Here is an 18,361-nt window from a genome sequence, read left to right on the forward strand (position 1 = left end):
GTTGCGCGGGCGCTATAGCGCGGCATGGCCGACGGTCAAACGCGCATGACGACAGATATCCGCCCCTTTGGCGCGGAGGCAATGGCGCGCGCCGGGGGGCTGATCGGGGAGGGGCAGCCGGTCGCGGTGCCGACCGAGACCGTCTATGGCCTCGCCGCCGACGCCCGCGATTCCGCTGCGGTCGCGCGCATCTATGCCGCAAAGGGTCGGCCCGATTTCAACCCCCTGATCGTCCATGTGCCGAGCCTTGCCGCCGCCGAAAAGCTCGGCGTGTTCCGCGCGGCCGAACGCGCGCTGGCCGAACGCTTCTGGCCGGGCCCGCTGACGCTCGTCGTGCCGCGCACCCATGACTGTCCGGTGGCGAGCATCGCGACCGCGGGGCTCGACACGATCGCGATCCGCGTGCCGGCGCACCGCGCGATGCGCGCGCTGCTCGAGACGACGGGGGCGCCGCTTGCGGCACCCAGCGCCAATGCGAGCGGGCGGGTCAGCCCGACGAAGGCCGAGCATGTGCTGACCAGCCTCGACGGACGGATCGCGCTGGTGATCGACGACGGTCCGACGAGTGCCGGTGTGGAGTCGACGATCGCGCGCGTGAAGGAGGGCGCGGTCGAAATGCTGCGGCCGGGGCCGGTGACCGCGGCGATGCTGGGCGAGGCGTCGGGTCTGGAGGTGACCGGGGTCGAAGGCGCCGAGATCGTCGCGCCGGGGATGCTCGCCAGCCATTATGCGCCGGGCAAGCCGGTGCGGCTGGGCGCCGCCGGGTTCGCGGACGACGAGTTCGGGATCGGTTTCGGCGATCTGGCGGGCGACTATCAACTCAGCGCCAGCGGCGACCTGACCGAGGCCGCGGCGCATCTGTTCGACGCGCTCCACGCCGGGGCGGCGAGCGGCAAGACGAAGATTGCGGTGGCGGCAATCCCGGCCGAAGGGCTCGGCGCCGCGATCAACGACCGGCTGGCACGCGCGGCGGTCTAGGCTGCGGCCGGCTCCACGGGATCGCCGTGCGGGGTCTTGCGCGCGACGATCAGGCACGCGGCAACGATCAGTACCGCGCCGGCGATCGTCGGCAACGTCACCGGTTCGGCATAGAAATACCAGCCGAAGCCCATCGCCCAGAGGAAACCGGTATATTCGCTGGTCGCGAGGATCTGCGCCTCGGCGCGGGCATAGGCCCAGCTCAGCAGCAACAGCGACAGCGTCGCGAGGATCGCCGCGCCGACGATATGCGGCGCGTGCCCGGTGCCAGGAACCGCAAGGAACCACGGCGCGCCGAGCGCGAGGAACAGGGTCACGAACAGATTCTGGAAAAAGGCGATCTCCATCGGTCCCGCCATCTTCGCCTGCCGCCGCGCAAGGATGAGGTTGTAGGCATAGAAGACCGCCGACAGGAACACCGCGCCGACCGCCCATAGGGCCTCGGGCGCATAGTCCCCGCCGCCGAGCTTGCCCGCGACGATGACAATCACGCCGACGAGCCCGAGCATCGACGCCGCGATCGAACGCGGTCCGATCGTCTCGCCAAGGAAGATCGCGGCCATGTACAGCGTCATCAGCGGCGCGATGAAGGCGAGGGCGATTGCCTCGGCCATCGGCAGCCGCGCGAGCGCCCAGAAAAAGGTGATCGCCATCCCCGCCACGAACAGCGCGCGCCAGGCATGGATTTTCAGCGTCGGTGCATCGGGCATCGCCGGCCGCATCGCGAAATAGACGAGCCCGCTGAGCAGCGCGCCGGTGCCGGTCCGCCAGAGCACGGCGTTATAGGCGCCGATGTCGATCGACAGCCCCTTCATCAGCACATCCATCGCCGAAAAGGTCGCGATCCCCGCGCAGGCGATCAGGAAGGGGATGACGGGCGAGGGCGAATCGGGGCGCATGACGAGCGCCTTAGCCGAGATGACAGGGGGCGGCGCTACTCGATATTGTCGGTCCCCCGGATGAAGGCGGCGACGTCGCGGTGCATTTCGGCCAGCAGGTCGGGCTTTACATAGACCATGTGACCCGCCGGATAATATTTATAGGCGATATTCGCTTGGATATCCTTGGGGACAGGCAGGTGCCGTAGCTCATAACGCCCGGCGAAATAGGGCGTCGAGACGTCGAAATATCCGCCGGTGACGAGCAGTTTCATCTTCGGATTCTGTTTCATCGCGACCGCCAGATCGGGAAGCACATTGGGCAGGGCGATCAGCGCGCGGTCGGCGCCGGGCGGGCGATGCCGGTAATCCCAGCTTTCATAGACATCGAGCCCACCTTCATAATGCTGCCCTGCGCCATAGCCGAGCGTGCCACGCGCATAGTCGTTGAAGGCCGCAGTGTACGCTGCGCCGATCGCGGTCCCTTGCGGATCGTTCGAGGCGACCTTGCTCAGCGGATCGAGCGTCGCGCCGGTGAAGCGCGTGTCGAGCGTGCCGGTCGTCAGCCCCTTGTCGGCGAGCAACTCCTTTTGCAGCGCGCCATATTCGATGCGGAGATTGGTCTTCAGCAGATAATCGACCGGCAGGCCGGTATAGGTGCGCAGCTTGGCCGCGACCGCTTGCCGTTCGGTATCGGAGAGGTCGTTGCCCTTCATCAGCGCGAGCGCATAGTCGGTGGTGGCGAACGCTTCGGCCTCGGCGAGCCAGGAGGCGAGGTCGCGGCCCGCACCCGCGCGCTTGTGATACCAGGCGGTCGCAGCATAGGTCGGGAGCGAGACGATGTAAGGAAGGTCGACCCCCGGATTGGCCTGCGGATCGTCGGGAACCAGATCCCAGTTCAATATGTCCGACAGCAGGATCACACCGTTGAGGTCGATGTCCTGCTTTTGCAGCGCGAGGGTCATCCCCGCCGCGCGCATCGTGCCGTAGCTTTCGCCGTAAAGATATTTGGGCGATTTCCAGCGGCCATATTTCGACAGGAAGTCGCGGACGAAGACGGTGAAGGCGTGAATGTCCTGATCCACGCCGAACCACGCCTTGTCCTTGTCCTTTCCCGCGACGCGGCTGAAGCCCGTGCCTGGGGCATCGACGAAGACGAGGTCGCTGACGTCGAGCAGGCTCCGGTCGTTGGCGACGGTGCGATAGGGCGCGCTGCCGTGCGCCAGATCGGGCGTTTCGACACGCACAGGACCGAAGGCGCCCATGTGGAGCCAGAGCGTGGGCGAACCGGGGCCGCCGTTGAACAGGAAGGTGACCGGCCGGCTTTCGGCGGGGGCACCCTCCCTGAAATAGGCAGTGTAGAACATCGACGCTTCGGAATCGGGGACGTCCTCGGCGGCGTCCTTGTCGCGCTTGCGTTCGATCGGGACGGTGTCGTCCCAGCCCTTGGGATGAACGACGAGCGTGCCCGCGACCGCGCGATACGGGATGGCGACGCCGCCGATGGTCACCGAACCGCGACTCTCGACCTCGGTCGGGCTGAACATCGGCGCGTCGGGCGCGGGCTTTTCGGCCGCGGGGCGCGCCTCTTTCGACTGCGCGGTTGCACAGCCGCCAAGCGCGAGGGCGAAGGTCGCCGCGACAAGGATCTGTTTCATCGGAAGCTCGCCATCCCTGCGCCGTCGATATTCAGTTTCTGCCCCGAACAATAGGGGTTCGCGTCGCTGACGAACCATAGCACCGCCGCCGCGACATCATCGGGCGTCGACACGCGGCCGAACGGGAATTTGGCATCGAGGTGGTGGATATCGTCCTCTCCGGTGATCGCACGCGCCAGCTTCACGCCCATGTCGCTGACGGTGAGCGAGGGCGAGACGATGTTGACGCGCACGCCGTTCTTCATCTCTTCCTTTGCGAGCGTCAGCGCCAGCGCCTCGCCCGCGGCCTTGCCCATATTATAGGGCGCGCCATTGGCGCTGTGGCTGAGCGTCGCGACGCTGGAGATGACGATGATGTCGCTGCGCGCATGCTGGCGCAGCTGCGGCAGCGCCAGACGCGACAGGCGGTGCGGGCCGATGGCGTGGATCGCGAGCAGTTTCTCGACCTCGGCGGCGTCGGTATCGGCCACCGTCTTGCCGCGGCTCGCGACACCGGCATTGTTGATCAAGATCGACAGCGGCCCGAAATCGGTCTCGATCGCGGCGACCATCGCGGCGCTCGCTTCCTCGTCGGCGACCGACGCCTGATAGGCTTTCGCCTTGCGACCCAGCGCGATGATCCCGGCGACCGTTTCGGCGGCGGCTTCGCTGTCGCGGGTATAGTTGACCGCGACGTCGGCGCCGGCCTTTGCCAGCGCCAGTGCGATCCCGCGGCCGATGCCGCGAGAGGCGCCGGTGACGAGCGCGGTCCGGCCCGCAAGGTTCATGTCCGCCATGTCTCTCTCCCTAGTCCATCAGTTCGTTATAGATATCGTCGTCGCTGCGGCTGGCGGCGTTGCGCCATTTGGGTGCTGCCTTGCGGTTGAGCACATGGCCTTTCGCATCGAGCACCGCGACGGTCGGGGTGCCCTTGATACGGAAGCCGAAGCGCTTCGGCACCTCCGGATGCCTGCCGAGCCCGGCGACATGCGGCATGCCGATATCGGCAAAGACGATCGCGTAGCGGGCGCGAACGGGTGCGAAGCGATCGGTGCCGAGCAGGTTCGCGAGCCAGGCGCTGTCGTGGCAGCCGTTCGTGCCCATGACGAGCAGCACCTTTTTGCCCGAGGCTTTCGCGGCGGCGAGCGCGGCGTCGATGGCGGCCAGCGGATCGGCGGCGGGGTCGAAGGCATCGGTCGCATAGGGTTCGGCAACCCCCGCGATCGTCCGCGCTTCGGCGGCACCGGCGGGCGTCAGGGGGAACAGTGCGACGGCGAGGATCAGGGGGGCGAGACGCGTCATGCGGCGACGATAGGTTTTGCATGACGTTTCCGTCAACGTCAGTTAGCTTCGCCGCCATGAGCTGGAAAAAAGAAGTCGACGAACTCGGGCAGCGCCGGGCGATGGCCGAGAAGATGGGTGGCGAGGAAAAGGTCGCGCGCCAGCATGGGCGCGGCAAGATGGACGCGCGGGCGCGGCTCGCGGGCATCGTCGATGCGGGGAGTTTTCGCGAGATTGGCAAGATCGCCGGGCGCGGCAGCTATGCTCCCGACGGCGAGCTGGAAGATCTGGCCGCGAGCAATTTCATTTTCGGGCGCGCGAATATCGACGGACGGCCGGTTGTGGCCTCGGCCGACGATTTCACCGTGCGCGGCGGTGCCGCCGATGCGGCGCTGCACCGCAAATTCGTCCAGTGCGAGGCGATGGCGCATGAATATCGCCTGCCGCTGATCCGTATGATCGACGGCACCGGAGGCGGCGGGTCGGTCAAGACGCTCGAGGATATGGGGTATACCTATATTCCGCACGTTCCCGGCTGGCACGAGATCATCGCCAATCTCGATACCGTGCCGGTGGTCGCGCTTGCGCTCGGCCCGACGGCCGGACTGGGTGCGGCGCGCGTCGTCGCGAGCCATTACAGCGTGATGGTGCGCGGGCTGTCGCAGTTATTCGCGGCGGGGCCGGCGGTCGCGGCGGCGATCGGCGATACGCTAGACCGCGAGGAACTGGGCGGGGTCGATGTCCATACGCGCAACGGCGTCGTCGACGACGAGGTCGCGTCGGAGGCCGAGGCCTTCGCGGCGGCGCGGCGCTTTCTTTCCTATCTGCCCTCGTCGATCCACGAGCGCGCCGCGCGTACCGAATGCCGCGATCCCGTCGACCGGCGCGAGGAGGCGCTGCTGTCGGTCGTGCCGCGCGAGGCGAAGCAGGTCTATTCGATGCGGCGTATCGCGAATGCGGTGTTCGACGCGGGAAGCTTCTTCGAGATGGGCGCGCGCTGGGGACGCGCCGCGATCACCGCCTTCGCGCGGCTCGACGGTTATCCGGTCGCGGTGCTCGCGAGCGATCCGTCGTATCTTGGCGGCTCGTGGGACGCAAAGACGAGCGAGAAGGCCGAGCGGTTCGTGAAGATGGCCGACCAGTTCCGGCTGCCGATCGTCCACCTCGTCGACAATCCGGGCTTCATGATCGGCGGCGAGGCCGAGCGGACGGGAACGATCCGCTATGGTGTGCAGGCGATGAACGCGATCTACCGCGCGACGGTGCCGCTGGCGTCGGTCGTTGTCCGCCGGGCCTATGGCATCGCGGGCAGTGCGATGTCGAACGCCGAACGCTTTCAGTATCGCTTTGCCTGGCCGTCGGGCGACTGGGGCAGCCTGCCGATCGAGGGCGGGGTCGAGGTTGCGTACAAGAGCGAACTCGAAGCCGCCGAGGATCCGGCGGCGCATCTGGAGGCGATCCGAGAGCGGCTGAACCGCGTGCGCTCGCCGTTCCGCACGGCCGAGAAATACGGGGTCGAGGATATCATCGACCCGCGCGACACGCGGCCGCTCTTGTGCGAGTTTGCCGAACTGGCGTGGCGGGTGCTGAAGTAACCGCCCAAATTCGTCATTGCGAGGAGCGCAGCGACGAAGCAATCTCCCGCCCGCGTCATGCCGACCCGCTGGCTGGAGATTGCTTCGCGGCGCTCGCAATGACGGGGAGGGGACAGGCATGACCACCGCGCGCCATCTCGGTATGGACTGGCTACGCATCGGGGCGTTCGCGCTCCTCATCCTCTATCATATCGGCATGTATTTCGTGCCGTGGGGCTGGCATGTGAAGATCGCGCAGCCGATCGAATGGGTCGCCATCCCGATGCTGGCCACCAATGGCTGGCGTCTCGCGCTGCTGTTCCTTGTCTCGGGCTATGCGAGCGCGGCGCTCTTCGCGAAACTCGGCGGCAGCGGCGCCTTCGCCCGGTCGCGGAGCGCACGGCTGCTGATCCCGTTGCTGTTCGGCATGATCGTCATCATCCCGCCGCAACCGTGGATCGATCTTGCCGGACAGCATGGCTATCCTCATGGCTTCGTGCATTTCTGGCTGCACGATTATTTTGGCTTCCAGTTCATCGACGGCATCGCGCTGCCGACCTGGCAGCATCTGTGGTTCGTCGTCTATCTGTGGATCTATACGATGCTCGCCGCGCTGCTGCTGGCGATCGTTCCGGCGGCGCTGCGTGCACGGATTGCCGATGGCGTCGCAGCCGGACTGAACGGGTGGGGGCTTCTGCTCGTGCCGATGATCGTCTGGATCGCGATCCATGCGCTGTTCCCCGATCATGACGAGACGCACGCGCTGTTCGACGACGGGCCGTCGCACCTCCATTATCTGACCGCTTTCATCGTCGGGTGGCTGCTGCGCGTGCGGCCGGCCCTGTTCGGCGCGGTGGCGCGGTGCTGGAAGGTCGCGGCGGTGCTTGCCGTCGTCGGTTTTCTGCCGATCGCGTGGGTCGAATGGACCTGGCCCGGCGATGTCCGCGCGCCCCAGGGCATCATCCTGATCTATCATGTCGCGCGGCAGGTGCAGGGCTGGGCGACGATCGTCGCGCTCGTCGGGATCGCCGACCGTTTCTGGAACCGCGACCATCGGTGGCGCGCGACGCTCGCCGAGGCGGTCTTTCCTTTCTACATCGTCCACCAGACGATCATCGTCGTCACGGGCTGGTATCTGCGGCAGGCGGGAGTCGCCGCGCTGCCGTCCTTCGTCGTCCTGCTGGCGGCGACCGTCGCGGGGTGCTGGATTTTCTATGCGGCGGGGCGCAGGATCGGCTGGCTGCGTCCTTTGATTGGACTGCAGCGCAGATAGGGAGGACGGCATGGGCGCATTGAAGGGCATTATGGCGGTCGCTGGCATCGTTGCGATGATGATGGGCACGCTGTTCCTGCTTCAGGGGCTGGGTATCGTCCGCTGGCCGTCGGACAGTTTCATGGTCGGCGACCGCAACTGGGTTCTCTATGGCGCGATGATCGCTCTGGCGGGCGGCGTGCTGGTGTCCTTTGCGAACCGGAAGCCTGATCGCTAAGCGACTACAAGCGTAGTTTATCTGTATTGCTTTTGTGATACACCTCCGTCCACCGGGGCTGGATTGGAGAATAGAATGATTCGTTCCGCGCGCGTGTTGCCCGCCCTTTTGCTCGCCGCGACGGCGGCTGTTCCGCTGATCGTCGCTCCGGCGCTTGCTGCGCCCGAGACCGAACAGGCCATGAGCGGCGATGTCGTCGCCGAGAAATATGCCGCGCTGCTCGAGCGCGATTATGTCTATCCCGAAACCGGCAAACGCTACGCCGCGGCGCTGCGCGACGGCATCAAGGCCGGACGCTACAGGCTGCTGACCGGCGAAGCGCTCGGTGCGGCGATCGACGCCGATGTGCGCGCGGTCGCCGAGGACGGGCATCTGCGGCTGCGCGTGCCCGAGACGGCGCCGGCTGCGCCGGGTGCCGCGGCGCCCGCCCCGCGCCCGAAAAAGCCGCCGGTCGAGCAGGCAGGCTGGATCGCGCCGGGGATCGCTTTCGTGCGGTTCAATATCTTCCCCGACGACCCGGCGGTGACCGCCGAGGCGGCGAAGTTCATGACCGACCATGCGGGTGCAAAGGCGATCATCTTCGACATCCGCACCCACAATGGCGGCGGGCTCGACCAGATGGACGCGATCTTTCCCTGGCTGTTCGCGCAGCCGACGCGGCTTGTCACGATGGCGACGCGCGCGTCGGTCGATGCCGAGGGCGGATCGCCGATCGACGGCGTCGCCTCGTTACGGACGGTGAAGGGCGATCCCGCGATGGTGACGCGCGAGCATTGGGCGACCCCGAACGGCGACAAGCGGCTGCAGGCAGCCAAGGTCTATGTGCTGACCTCGGGCGCGAGCGCGTCGGCCGCCGAACATTTCGCGCTCGCCATGAAGCACACGCATCGCGGCGTGCTGATCGGGGCGCCGACCGCCGGGGCCAATCATTTCGGGCGCGGCGACGAACTCGGCGGCGGTTATGCGGCCTTCATTCCGGTCGGGCGGACTTATGATCCCGATACCGGCAAGGATTGGGAAGGTGCGGGCGTGCAGCCTGACATCGCGGTCGCACCCGCCGATGCCTTGGTGCGCGCGCTGACCGACCTCGGCATCGCGCCCGCCGAAGCCAAGGCGCTGTCCGATACGCGCATGCCGGCTTGGCCGATGGAACGGCGCAAGCCGCGCGGGGCAAAGCCCTAGCCGGCCGAACCCGCGAGCGAGGTGAGCGCGTCGCCATCGACGCGCATCACGGTCCATTCGTCCATCAGCTTCGCGCCGAGGCTCTGGTAAAAGCCGATCGAGGGGGTGTTCCAGTCGAGCACCCACCATTCGAGGCGAGCGCAGTCGCGGGTCACACAAAGCTTCGCAAGATGCGCAAGCAAGGCCTTGCCGAGGCCCGATCCGCGCGCTTCGGGGCGGACGAACAGATCCTCAAGGTAAATGCCGGGGCGCCCCTCGAAGGTTGAGAAATTGTGGAAGAACAGTGCAAAGCCCTGCGCCGTGCCGTCGATCTCGCCGATGACGACCTCGGCATAGGGGCGCGGGCCGAACAGGTTGGTGGCCAGCTTCGCTTCGTCGAAGCGGACTTCGTGCGCGAGCTTTTCATAGTCGGCGAGGTCGCGGATGAACTGCGCGATGAGCGGCAGGTCGGCGGGCGTGGCGGGACGGATCGAGAGGGTCATGGCAGCCATCTGTCGCGCCGGGCGGCGGCTGTCAAATGCGCTTTCGGGCGCGAAGGATGATGAGCGCCGCGATGACCAGAGCCGGCTGGCCGATCACGGCGGGCGCATCGGCCCAGAAAGTCGCCGGACCGCAGATGCCGGCGGCGACCTCATAGATGTGGAGCAGGCCGTGGAAGGTCAGCCACAGCCCCCGACGACCGCCGCGCGCCAGCGCAGCAGGGGGTTGGCGGCGGCGTAGAGCAGAATGAGGCCCGAGCCGAGATAGGCTAGGCCGATGTCGCGGATGAAATGCGCGTTCGGCGGGCCGGTCGTGACGACCGTCGGCACGAACACATACCAGTCGAGCGGCTTGACCAGCATGAAGAGACCGTTGGCGATGGTCGTGACTGCGGCGATCAGCAAGAGGAGCTGGGTGAGGCGGTCGAGCCCGTCATGTTTTTGCGGCATCCTCATCCTCCCCCGAAGGTGGGCCGCGATACGCAGCCCGCCCTAGATCCCGTCTTCCTCGACGCGCACGATCCGCCCGACTTCCAACTCGTCGATCCTGAGCTTGCGGATGCGCGCCTTGCCGACATGGAGGCGGCCGATCGCTACCGCGCCGACCGCGAAGGCCCCGAGGGCGAAAGCTCCGACCGCCAGCGCGAGGGCGGTGCCCGTGCCGATGGTTGCGGCTCCCGTTGCCGATGCGCCGGTCGCGACCACGCCGGTGGCCTGACCTTTGCGTGTTACCGTCACGCCGCCTTGCCGTGGAGCGTGTCCATGCTCACCGCGCTGCCCGCGTCGATCTCGGCCGCCTTGGCTTCGACGAGCTTGACGACATGGGCGATCATGTCGGCGTCCTCGATCGTGTGATCGGTGATGCCCGAAAGATAGACCATATGCTTGCCGTTGCCGCCGCCGGTGATGCCGATGTCGGTCTCGCGCGCCTCGCCGGGTCCGTTGACGACGCAGCCAAGGACCGAAAGCGACATCGGGGTCTTGATGTGACTCAAGGCGTCCTCGAGTGCCTGCACGGTGCGGATGACGTCGAAGCCCTGCCGCGCGCAGCTGGGGCAGGAGACGACGCGAACGCCGCGGGTGCGGAGGCCCAGCGCCTTCAGGATTTCGTAGCCGACGCGGATTTCCTCTTCGGGTTCGGCCGACAGGCTGACGCGGATCGTGTCGCCGACGCCGCCCCACAGCAGATTGCCGATGCCGAGCGCGCTTTTCACCGTGCCGCCGATCAGGCCGCCCGCCTCGGTGATGCCGAGGTGCAGCGGGCAGTCGACCGCATCGGCGAGCTGCATATAGGCCGCGACCGCGAGGAAGACGTCGCTCGCCTTCACCGCGACCTTATATTCGTGGAAGTCGTGATCTTGCAGCAGCTTGATATGGTCGAGCGCACTTTCGACCAGCGCCTCGGGACAGGGCTCGCCATATTTTTCGAGCAGATCCTTTTCGAGGCTGCCGGCGTTGACGCCGATGCGGATCGCGCAGCCGTTCGCCTTCGCGGCGCGGACGACTTCGCCGACACGCTCGGACGATCCGATATTGCCGGGGTTGATGCGCAGGCACGCGGCACCGGCGTCGGCGGCTTCGAGCGCGCGCTTATAGTGGAAATGAATGTCGGCGATGATCGGGATGCGCGCCGCGCGGACGATCTTGCCGAGCGCGGCGGTCGAATCGGTGTCGGGGCATGACACGCGGATCAGGTCGGCGCCCGCCTCTTCGCAGCGGCGAATCTGGTCGATCGTCGCGACCGGATCGCTCGTCAGCGTGTTCGTCATCGTCTGCACCGTGATCGGCGCGCCGCCGCCGACGGGGACGTTGCCGACCATGATCTGGCGGCTCGTCCGCCGTGCAATGTCGCGCCAGGGGCGCAGGCCGGGATTGTGGTCGCTCATGCAAAAAGCCCGAAAGAGGGGAGATATGCGTCGCTCTTTAGCGGTGCGCGAGCGACTTGGCAAAGCGCAAGCGCAGGTCCGGCGGCTGTTGCGCGAAAGACACAGTTCGTCATCTAATCGTCTCCATGGCGCAATTTTCGTTTGTGCGATGCAGCAAGATCGGCAATTTTCCGGCCGTTCGACGTTATACGCCCGGTCAAGACAGAGGTGTGAGCGCTGACGGCAGGCTGGGACGATCCGGTTATTATCATTAGGGGGATCAACCCATGAAGTTTCTCACCAAGGCGTGTTTCGGCATGCTCCTCGCCGCGTCGGCCATCTCGACTCCTGCTTTCGCGCAGGAAGAAGAGAATGAAAACGCGATCGGCCCGTTCACGCTTTCGGGTGGCATCTCGGTTACCTCGGACTACCGCTTCCGCGGTATCTCGCTTTCGAACGAAAAGGCTGAAGTCCAGCCGACCCTGACGCTCAGCCATGACAGCGGCTTCTATGTCGGCGTCTGGGGCTCGGGCCTTCCCGACAGCCCTGCCTATGGCAAGTTCGAGCTCGACGTCTACGGCGGCTATGCCACCGAGATCGCTCCGGGCACCAAGGTCGATGTCGGCGTCACCTATTACACCTATCCCGGCAGCCATGACGGCGGCGCGCCGACCGACTATTTCGAGGCGATCGGCAAGCTGACGCAGACCCTTGGTCCCGTGTCGGCGACGGGAACCGTTGCTTATGCCTGGGATCAGAAGTCGCTGGGCAGCGACGACAATATCTATCTGAACCTTGGCCTGTCGGGCGGGATTCCCAACAGCCCGGTCACGCTGCTGGCGGGCATCGGTTATACCGACGGTTCGCTTGGCCTTGTGTCGGCCGACGGCAATTATCTCGACTGGAACGTCGGCGCTTCGTTCGCCGCCGGTCCGGCCACCTTCACGGTTCAATATATTGACACCGACGTGAAGAAGACGGGCATCAAGGCCGTCGACACGCTTTACGATCCGACCGTGGTCTTTACGCTGGGCGTGGCTTTCTAAGCCTCCTTGCAGGTCAGCGACCACGCGCTCGAGGGGGCGGCTTTCGGGGGGAAGCCGTCCCCTTTTCGTTTCTGCACCGGCCTATTTTGACGCTGCGGCCTTTTTTGCGAGCGCATCGCGCGCGCCGCGCAGGCCGAGGAATTGTTCGGCGAGCATCCAGTCCTGGCGTGCGAGTTTGGGGTCGGACAGGCTGACGTTTTGCGCTTCGCCGAGCAGGCGCGCGGCCTTCGCCTGCGCTTCTCCGGTCAGCAAGGGATAGCTTTCGGCCAGCGCGTGGACCTCCCATCCCAACGGGACGTGGCGATAGGTTTCGACATAGGTCTCGCCGTTCGTGCGGATCACATTGATGTCGTTTGAGAAATTCTGGTCGGCAGGCGGCAGCTTGTCGAGGCCCGCGACGAAGGTCGCGGCGATCTCCTTCGCTTCGGCCGCATCGACGTCGGGGAGCAGCGCGAGCGTCGCCATGGCCGAGATCGAGGCCGATTCGGTGCGCAGGCTGTTGTCGGGATAATCGGCCCAATTGACCCCGGCGTTCGGCCGCCGCCGCTTGAGCCATTCGACCGCGCGGCCGCGCGCCGCCCGAACCTTTGCCTGCAACGCCGCATCGGCCTTCAGCACCGGGTCGACGTCGCGCAGCGCGATCACCGTGAGCGCGGTGATGTAAGTTGCAGCATTGTCGGGGCGGTCGGCGGCGTCCATCGCGCTCGACCACCAGCCTTCGCGGTTCTGTGCGGCGAGCAACGCGTCGACCACCGGCGCGGGGGGCGCGCGGTTCATCGCGCCATAGGCGGTGAGCGTCCAGGTCGACACGATCGTGAAGGGCGCGCCCTCGACGACGACGCAGTGGCAGGGATTGCCAAGGAATTTGGTCACCGCAGCGTCGAAGCGCTGGAGCTCCTCCGCGCTCGGCGATTTCTCGACCGCGATCAGCTGGGCGAGCGCCCAGAAAATTTTCCCGTTGGTATTGGTTTCGGCGTCGTTCAGCGCGCTGACCAGCGCATTCGCCATCACCGGTTCGGTGGACTTGACGGTCTTGTCGAAGCTCGCCGCGACAGCGGCTTGGTCGAAGGCGGGAGCGCTGTTTGCAAAATACCAGCCGCCGCCGCCGACCGCGGCGATCGCCAGCGCGGCGGCGCTGCCAAGCGCGAGCGGAGAGAAGCGGCGCTTCTTCGGACCGGCGGGGCGAATGTCGTCGGCGGTGGGCGCGGCGGTCGCCTTGTTGAGCCGGCGGTCGATCGCGACCAGCACGCGCTGCCACGCGGGATGCGCCTCGCTGCCGTCAAAGTCCGACATGTTGAGGACGTTGACGTTGTAGAATTCGGCCGGCAGCGCCTCGGGGTCGATCTTTTCTAGCGCGATCGCGACGAGCGAGCCCCGGTCAAGTCCGATGCGGCTTTCGATGCGGACCCAGCGGCGCTGGATCGCCGCGGGCGTCCAGCAGCCGAGCACGACCTTGGCGCCCTTCACCGCGCGGTCGATGACATCGGGAAATTCGGCCCCGGCATCGATGCCCTCGGCATCGAAAAAGACATGATGGCCGCGCGCGATCAACAGGTCGCGCAGCTTTACCGCATGGTCGGTGTCGGCGCGGCTGTAGCTGATGAAAATGTCATAGGGGCGCTCCAATGGCGCGCCCGACCCCTCGGCAGTCATCGTGGTCGCAACCTTCTATTCCCCCTGCGTCGCGATACCCTGATGCAGCGATAGCACCCCTGCAACACATCGCAAGTCGCTTGACGATATCGATGAACCGTTTATTTCGAGCGACGAGTTGAGCGAGGAGTCTTTCTATGACCGAACGTGCGTCCGCTTCTGCTACCCCTCCCAGTCCCCCTTCACCCCCATCGCCGCCTTCAACCCTTCGCGAGAAGGGCGAGCGGTCGCCGGGGGTGAAACTGGTCATCGCGGTGCTGATCGCGGTGGCCCTGATGGTTCCGCTACTGATGGTCTATGGCCTGCTCTGGGATCGTCAGCAGCAGGCCGAAACCGCGCAGGCGTCGATCGGGCAGGGCTGGGGCGGGCAGCAGACGATCGGCGGCCCGGTGATCGTCATCCCGTACCGCACAACCGAAACCCAGACGGTGCAGGAGAACGGCCGCGACGTCACGCGCACGGTGAACAGCATCCGCAACCTCTATCTCTCGCCGCAGGCGAACAAGGCCGACGTCGCGATCAAGCCCGAAAAGCGCAAGAAAGCGATCTATGAGACCGTCGTCTATGAAAGCCAGATCGCGGGCAGCGCCGATTTCGTGCTGCCCGCCGACATTGCCCGCTATGGCGTGACGCGCGAAGCGCTGATGCTTGACCGCGCCGAGGTGCGGCTGGGGATCAGCGATGCGCGCGGGCTCGTTGATGGCAACAGCCTCGCCGTCAATGGAACCCCGATCGCGCTGCAGCCTGGCAAGGGGCTGCTCTCGACCGGCAATTCGGGCACCTTCGCCTTCATCGACTGGACGGGCGCCGCGCCGCTGAAGGTCGACTACAAGATCGGCGTGCGCGGCCTCGGCGATTTCAAGCTGATCCCGCGCGGCGTCGATACGCGCTGGACGGTGAAATCAAGCTGGCCGAACCCGAGCTTCGGCGGCGATTTCATCCCCAATTCGCGTAGTGTGCGCAGCGATGGCTTCACGGCCACTTATACGATTCCCAACCTCGCCCTGGGGCAGGCGCAGGTGCTGACCGGCGACCTCTCGCCGCCGGTGAATACCGATTACGCCAACGGCCCACGCTATGCCGATGCGGTCGAGGTATCGGCGCCCGCCGCCAACGACGGCACGATGGAAACCTCCGGCGGCACGGCGAAAGCGGTGGCGATCAGTCTGATCGAGCCTGCCGACCTCTACAGCCAGATCGATCGCAGCATCAAATATGGCTTCCTGTTCATCGGCTTCACTTTCGTCGCCTTCCTGATGTTCGACATCGTCGCGGGCGCGCGGGTCGCGGCCGCCGAATACCTGCTGACGGGCGTCGCTCTGGTGCTGTTCTTTGTGCTGCTGCTGGCGTTCGCCGAGGTGATCGGCTTCACCCCGGCCTATATGCTCGCGTCGGCGGGGATCATCGGACTGCTGACCTTCTACAGCGCCGCGGTGCTCAAGAGCTGGAAACGCGCGCGCTTCCTCGCCGCGATGCTGATGGGGCTCTATGCCCTGCTCTATGTGCTGCTGAACCTCGAGGCTTACTCGCTGCTCATCGGCTCGGTGCTGATGTTCGTCGCGCTCGCAGGCGTGATGTACATGACGCGCAACATTGACTGGGGCGGGCTCGGCAAGAAGGAGGAGGCTTTGCCCGCCGCGTAGGCGAACGATCCTCCCTGTCGCGAAGCGATGGGGAGGTGGCAGCCCGCAGGGCTGACGGAGGGGCTGCGAGGTTGCGGCCCCTCCACCCCCTTCGGCGGTCCCCCTCCCCACGGCTTCGCCGCAGGGAGGATATTCTTACCGCCAGCGCAGATTATGGGGGCCGAGATCCGCGAGGGTCTTGGCCCCCATCAATTTCATGCCGCGCTCGATCTCGGCGCGGAGCAGGCCGACGGCACGGCTGACGCCTTCTTCGCCCGCTGCAGCGAGCGCGTAGAGGTAGAGCCGCCCGCCCGAACAGGCTTTCGCGCCCACCGACAGCGCCTTCAGCACATGCGTCCCGCGCGTGATGCCGCCGTCGCAGATCACCTCGATCCGGTCGCCGACCGCATCGACGATCTCCGCCAGCGCATCGAACGGCGAGATGCTGCCGTCGAGCTGGCGGCCGCCATGGTTCGACACCATGATCGCGGTGGCGCCAATGTCGACCGCGCGCTTCGCATCCTCGACCGCTGCGATGCCCTTCAGGCAGAAGGGCCCGTCCCATTGCTTGCGGATCGCCTCGGCGCGCTTCCAGTCGAGGCTCTGGTCGAGCATCGAGGTGAAATATTCGGCGACCGATTTGGGCACGCTCGATCCCTCGGACACATGCGTCGCGAGGTTGGGCAGGCTGAACTTCTCGCGCAGCACATAGTTTAGGCCCCAGCCGGGCTTGGCGGCATAGCTCAGCATATTGCGCGCCGCGAAGCGCGGCGGCGAGGTAAAGCCCGAGCGGAGGCAGCGTTCGCGGTTGCCGCCGACGATCGTATCGACCGTCAACGCAACGGCGTCGAATTTCGCGTCGCGCGCGGCGTCGAGCATCGCCTTGTTGAGCCCCTCGTCATGATGGACATAGAGCTGAAACAGCTTGGGGCCGTCGGTGAGCGCGCCCGCCTCGGCAAGGCTGATCGTCGCGAGGCTGGAGATGCCCGCGACGGTGCCGGCGTTCGCCGCAGCGCGCAGCACGGCACGTTCGCCCTGCCAGTGGAAGAGGCGCTGGAGCGCGGTCGGCGAGAGGAAGAGCGGCATCGCCATCTCGCGCCCGAACAGCGTCGTCTTCATATCGACACTCTCGACCCCGGCGAGCACGCGCGGGACGAGGTCGCAGCGGTCGAAAGCGTCGCGGTTACGGCGGCGCGTCACCTCGTCATCGGCGGCGCCGTCGATATAGTCGAACACCGGCCAGGGCAGACGCCGCTTCGCAAACGCGCGGAAATCGTCGATGTTATGGCAGTCGATCAGGCGCACCCTGTTCCCCCGTTTGTCTGATGTCAGGCCGGATTTCCGGTGAGCCGCGCGAAAGCCCAGCGCGGTTCGACCGGCCGCGTCGCATCCTGCACGTGCGCGGCAACGCGCGCGCCGATCGCGGGCGCCAGTGCAAAGGCGCGGCCGGCGCCGCCGCCGACCACCCACGCCCGGTCCTGTCCGGGCAGGCGGTCGAGCAGCAGGTCGCCGGTCATCGTGCGGCAGTCGTGCGCCGCAGCGCTCGCAACCACGGGCGCATCGGCGAGGCGCGGCAGCCGGGTGCCGAGCCACTGGCGAGCCTCGGCAAGCGCGCGCTCGTCGGCGCGGCGGTCGAAGCTGTCGGGATCGACGCTCGCGTCGGCGGCGCTCTTCCAGACGCGCACTCCGACGCCCTCGGCATCGGGCAGCAGATTGAAGCCATAGGCGCGGTCGACGAAGGCGGGCATCGCCGGCGGGCGAAATTGCGTGTCGCCCTGACCGGGCCCGAAATGAAAGACCTGCTGCCGGATCGCGCCGAGCCGTGCGGGCGTCAGCGTCTGCGGAAACAGCTCGGTCAGCCACGCGCCGCAGGCATAGACGATGCTGCGCGCGGTGCCGCCGTCGGGCAACTGATAGACATCCTGCTTCTTGTCGCGCAGCGGCGCGGGCATCACCACATCTTCGGGATCGATCTGCGCGTCGAGGATCGTCTCGAGCACCGCGCGCCGCCCCGCGATCATCGCGCCTTTCGCGGCGTGCAGCACCGTCTCGTCGGGATGCCAGGCGATCTGGGTGAAGCGGTCGCGCAGCCGCGCGCCGGTGACGCGGTCGACCCCGCGCGGTTCGGCCAGCATATCGGTCGCGGTCAGCGCGGTCAGGCTCTCGCACGGCAGCAGGATCGGCAGGCTCGCGGTGTCGGACAGGCGCTGCCACGCCTCGCGGCTGTCGTCGACGAGCGCTGCGTAGAGCGCGTCGCCGCCCTGCACCGGATCGAGCATCATCGACGGCAGGTTCGATGCGGCGCGGCCGTTGCCGGCGCCATAGGCGTCGAACAGCCGGACGCTCAGCCCGGCGCGGGCCAGATGCCACGCGGTCCATGCGCCGATCGCACCGGCGCCGACGATAGCCACGTCGACATGCTTTGCCGGGGCCTTCGCGCCCTTGCGGCGGCGCGCCGCGCGCGGCTCGGGCGGGGGTTTGGGCTTGGGCTCCTTCTTGGCACCACCCAGCGCGAGCGCGAGCGGCACCGCACCCATCGCGGCGATCAGGCGGCGGCGGTCCATCAGAAGCTGATACTCTTGAAATAATAAGCCTCGTCATTGCGATCGGCGGAGCCGCGCGGCAATCCAGAGCAGGCGTAAACCGCCCTGGATTGCTTCGCTCCGCTCGCAATGA

18 protein-coding genes are annotated in these 18,361 nt (G+C 66.6%); 7 read left to right on the forward strand and 11 right to left on the reverse strand.

The annotated features are described in order from the left end of the window. Positions 1-24 precede the first annotated feature (24 nt). Positions 25-978, forward strand: a complete 954-nt coding sequence (locus ACQY80_RS11315; RefSeq protein WP_428679450.1) for an L-threonylcarbamoyladenylate synthase — start codon at positions 25-27, stop codon at positions 976-978. Here the strand turns inward: ACQY80_RS11315 and ACQY80_RS11320 are convergent. Genes ACQY80_RS11320 through ACQY80_RS11335 form a run of 4 tightly spaced genes read right to left on the reverse strand, consistent with a single transcriptional unit; the run spans position 975 to position 4,795 of the window. Beyond that, complete coding sequence (locus tag ACQY80_RS11320; protein ID WP_428679453.1) at positions 975-1,877, reverse strand: DMT family transporter; 903 nt, start codon at positions 1,875-1,877, stop codon at positions 975-977. The two genes, ACQY80_RS11315 and ACQY80_RS11320, sit on opposite strands and share 4 nt — an antisense overlap. 35 nt (positions 1,878-1,912) lie before the next feature. Further along, positions 1,913-3,514 carry a S10 family peptidase gene (locus ACQY80_RS11325; protein WP_428679455.1) on the reverse strand — a complete coding sequence of 534 codons (1,602 nt, stop codon included), beginning with the start codon at positions 3,512-3,514 and terminating at the stop codon, positions 1,913-1,915. After that, positions 3,511-4,290: an SDR family NAD(P)-dependent oxidoreductase gene (locus ACQY80_RS11330; protein ID WP_428679457.1), complete on the reverse strand. Its 780-nt coding sequence runs from the start codon at positions 4,288-4,290 to the stop codon at positions 3,511-3,513. The genes ACQY80_RS11325 and ACQY80_RS11330 overlap by 4 nt, the downstream gene beginning before the upstream one ends. 10 nt (positions 4,291-4,300) lie before the next feature. Then, positions 4,301-4,795 (reverse strand): thioredoxin family protein, encoded by a 495-nt coding sequence (locus tag ACQY80_RS11335; protein ID WP_428679460.1) that lies wholly within the window; start codon positions 4,793-4,795, stop codon positions 4,301-4,303. Positions 4,796-4,851: 56 nt separating this feature from the next. Here ACQY80_RS11335 and ACQY80_RS11340 point away from each other — a divergent pair, with 56 nt between their 5' ends. The 4 genes from ACQY80_RS11340 to ACQY80_RS11355 all read left to right on the forward strand — a co-directional run bounded on the left by ACQY80_RS11340 (position 4,852) and on the right by ACQY80_RS11355 (position 9,020). Continuing rightward, on the forward strand, positions 4,852-6,369 hold the full coding sequence (locus ACQY80_RS11340) for an acyl-CoA carboxylase subunit beta (protein WP_428679462.1): 1,518 nt from the start codon (positions 4,852-4,854) through the stop codon (positions 6,367-6,369). A 118-nt stretch (positions 6,370-6,487) separates the two neighbouring features. Next, positions 6,488-7,621, forward strand: a complete 1,134-nt coding sequence (locus ACQY80_RS11345) for an acyltransferase family protein (protein ID WP_428679464.1) — start codon at positions 6,488-6,490, stop codon at positions 7,619-7,621. A gap of 10 nt (positions 7,622-7,631) precedes the next feature. Then, entirely contained in the window at positions 7,632-7,838 is a 207-nt protein-coding gene (locus tag ACQY80_RS11350) for a hypothetical protein (protein WP_428679466.1), read from the forward strand. Between the two features lie 75 nt (positions 7,839-7,913). Then, positions 7,914-9,020 carry a S41 family peptidase gene (locus ACQY80_RS11355; protein WP_428679468.1) on the forward strand — a complete coding sequence of 369 codons (1,107 nt, stop codon included), beginning with the start codon at positions 7,914-7,916 and terminating at the stop codon, positions 9,018-9,020. Here the strand turns inward: ACQY80_RS11355 and ACQY80_RS11360 are convergent. From ACQY80_RS11360 to ispG, 4 genes are all read right to left on the reverse strand, one after another. After that, positions 9,017-9,502: an N-acetyltransferase family protein gene (locus ACQY80_RS11360; protein WP_428685842.1), complete on the reverse strand. Its 486-nt coding sequence runs from the start codon at positions 9,500-9,502 to the stop codon at positions 9,017-9,019. The two genes, ACQY80_RS11355 and ACQY80_RS11360, sit on opposite strands and share 4 nt — an antisense overlap. Before the next feature lie 177 nt (positions 9,503-9,679). Next, positions 9,680-9,949, reverse strand: a complete 270-nt coding sequence (locus ACQY80_RS11365) for a hypothetical protein (RefSeq protein ID WP_428679470.1) — start codon at positions 9,947-9,949, stop codon at positions 9,680-9,682. Positions 9,950-9,991: 42 nt separating this feature from the next. After that, positions 9,992-10,237 carry a hypothetical protein gene (locus ACQY80_RS11370; protein ID WP_428679473.1) on the reverse strand — a complete coding sequence of 82 codons (246 nt, stop codon included), beginning with the start codon at positions 10,235-10,237 and terminating at the stop codon, positions 9,992-9,994. Further along, entirely contained in the window at positions 10,234-11,385 is a 1,152-nt protein-coding gene (ispG, locus tag ACQY80_RS11375; protein WP_428679475.1) for a flavodoxin-dependent (E)-4-hydroxy-3-methylbut-2-enyl-diphosphate synthase, read from the reverse strand. Before ispG ends, ACQY80_RS11370 begins: the two co-directional genes overlap by 4 nt. Before the next feature lie 266 nt (positions 11,386-11,651). On the opposite strand from ispG, the gene ACQY80_RS11380 reads away from it, so the two are divergent. Next, complete coding sequence (locus tag ACQY80_RS11380; protein WP_428679477.1) at positions 11,652-12,410, forward strand: TorF family putative porin; 759 nt, start codon at positions 11,652-11,654, stop codon at positions 12,408-12,410. An 81-nt stretch (positions 12,411-12,491) separates the two neighbouring features. On the opposite strand, the gene ACQY80_RS11385 is transcribed toward ACQY80_RS11380, so the two are convergent. Beyond that, a complete protein-coding gene (locus ACQY80_RS11385; RefSeq protein ID WP_428679480.1) occupies positions 12,492-14,063 on the reverse strand; it encodes a toll/interleukin-1 receptor domain-containing protein in 1,572 nt (523 codons plus the stop codon). Positions 14,064-14,299: 236 nt separating this feature from the next. On the opposite strand from ACQY80_RS11385, the gene creD reads away from it, so the two are divergent. Beyond that, entirely contained in the window at positions 14,300-15,706 is a 1,407-nt protein-coding gene (gene creD / locus ACQY80_RS11390; protein WP_428679483.1) for a cell envelope integrity protein CreD, read from the forward strand. 135 nt (positions 15,707-15,841) lie between these two features. On the opposite strand, the gene ACQY80_RS11395 is transcribed toward creD, so the two are convergent. Further along, complete coding sequence (locus tag ACQY80_RS11395; RefSeq protein WP_428679486.1) at positions 15,842-16,990, reverse strand: alpha-hydroxy acid oxidase; 1,149 nt, start codon at positions 16,988-16,990, stop codon at positions 15,842-15,844. Positions 16,991-17,013: 23 nt separating this feature from the next. Next, positions 17,014-18,249: an NAD(P)/FAD-dependent oxidoreductase gene (locus ACQY80_RS11400; protein WP_428679489.1), complete on the reverse strand. Its 1,236-nt coding sequence runs from the start codon at positions 18,247-18,249 to the stop codon at positions 17,014-17,016. Between the last annotated feature and the right edge of the window lie 112 nt (positions 18,250-18,361).

The sequence above is a fragment of the Sphingopyxis sp. genome (assembly GCF_965279755.1).
GTDB lineage: Bacteria > Pseudomonadota > Alphaproteobacteria > Sphingomonadales > Sphingomonadaceae > Sphingopyxis.

What these genes read in the sequence shown, in the direction of transcription:
- ACQY80_RS11315 (WP_428679450.1), top strand. Translation starts at nt 25, where the DNA reads ATGGCCGACGGTCAAACGCGCATGACGACAGATATCCGCCCCTTTGGC.
- ACQY80_RS11320 (WP_428679453.1), bottom strand. Translation starts at nt 1,877, where the DNA reads ATGCGCCCCGATTCGCCCTCGCCCGTCATCCCCTTCCTGATCGCCTGC.
- ACQY80_RS11325 (WP_428679455.1), bottom strand. Translation starts at nt 3,514, where the DNA reads ATGAAACAGATCCTTGTCGCGGCGACCTTCGCCCTCGCGCTTGGCGGC.
- ACQY80_RS11330 (WP_428679457.1), bottom strand. Translation starts at nt 4,290, where the DNA reads ATGGCGGACATGAACCTTGCGGGCCGGACCGCGCTCGTCACCGGCGCC.
- ACQY80_RS11335 (WP_428679460.1), bottom strand. Translation starts at nt 4,795, where the DNA reads ATGACGCGTCTCGCCCCCCTGATCCTCGCCGTCGCACTGTTCCCCCTG.
- ACQY80_RS11340 (WP_428679462.1), top strand. Translation starts at nt 4,852, where the DNA reads ATGAGCTGGAAAAAAGAAGTCGACGAACTCGGGCAGCGCCGGGCGATG.
- ACQY80_RS11345 (WP_428679464.1), top strand. Translation starts at nt 6,488, where the DNA reads ATGACCACCGCGCGCCATCTCGGTATGGACTGGCTACGCATCGGGGCG.
- ACQY80_RS11350 (WP_428679466.1), top strand. Translation starts at nt 7,632, where the DNA reads ATGGGCGCATTGAAGGGCATTATGGCGGTCGCTGGCATCGTTGCGATG.
- ACQY80_RS11355 (WP_428679468.1), top strand. Translation starts at nt 7,914, where the DNA reads ATGATTCGTTCCGCGCGCGTGTTGCCCGCCCTTTTGCTCGCCGCGACG.
- ACQY80_RS11360 (WP_428685842.1), bottom strand. Translation starts at nt 9,502, where the DNA reads ATGACCCTCTCGATCCGTCCCGCCACGCCCGCCGACCTGCCGCTCATC.
- ACQY80_RS11365 (WP_428679470.1), bottom strand. Translation starts at nt 9,949, where the DNA reads ATGCCGCAAAAACATGACGGGCTCGACCGCCTCACCCAGCTCCTCTTG.
- ispG (WP_428679475.1), bottom strand. Translation starts at nt 11,385, where the DNA reads ATGAGCGACCACAATCCCGGCCTGCGCCCCTGGCGCGACATTGCACGG.
- ACQY80_RS11380 (WP_428679477.1), top strand. Translation starts at nt 11,652, where the DNA reads ATGAAGTTTCTCACCAAGGCGTGTTTCGGCATGCTCCTCGCCGCGTCG.
- ACQY80_RS11385 (WP_428679480.1), bottom strand. Translation starts at nt 14,063, where the DNA reads ATGACTGCCGAGGGGTCGGGCGCGCCATTGGAGCGCCCCTATGACATT.
- ACQY80_RS11400 (WP_428679489.1), bottom strand. Translation starts at nt 18,249, where the DNA reads ATGGACCGCCGCCGCCTGATCGCCGCGATGGGTGCGGTGCCGCTCGCG.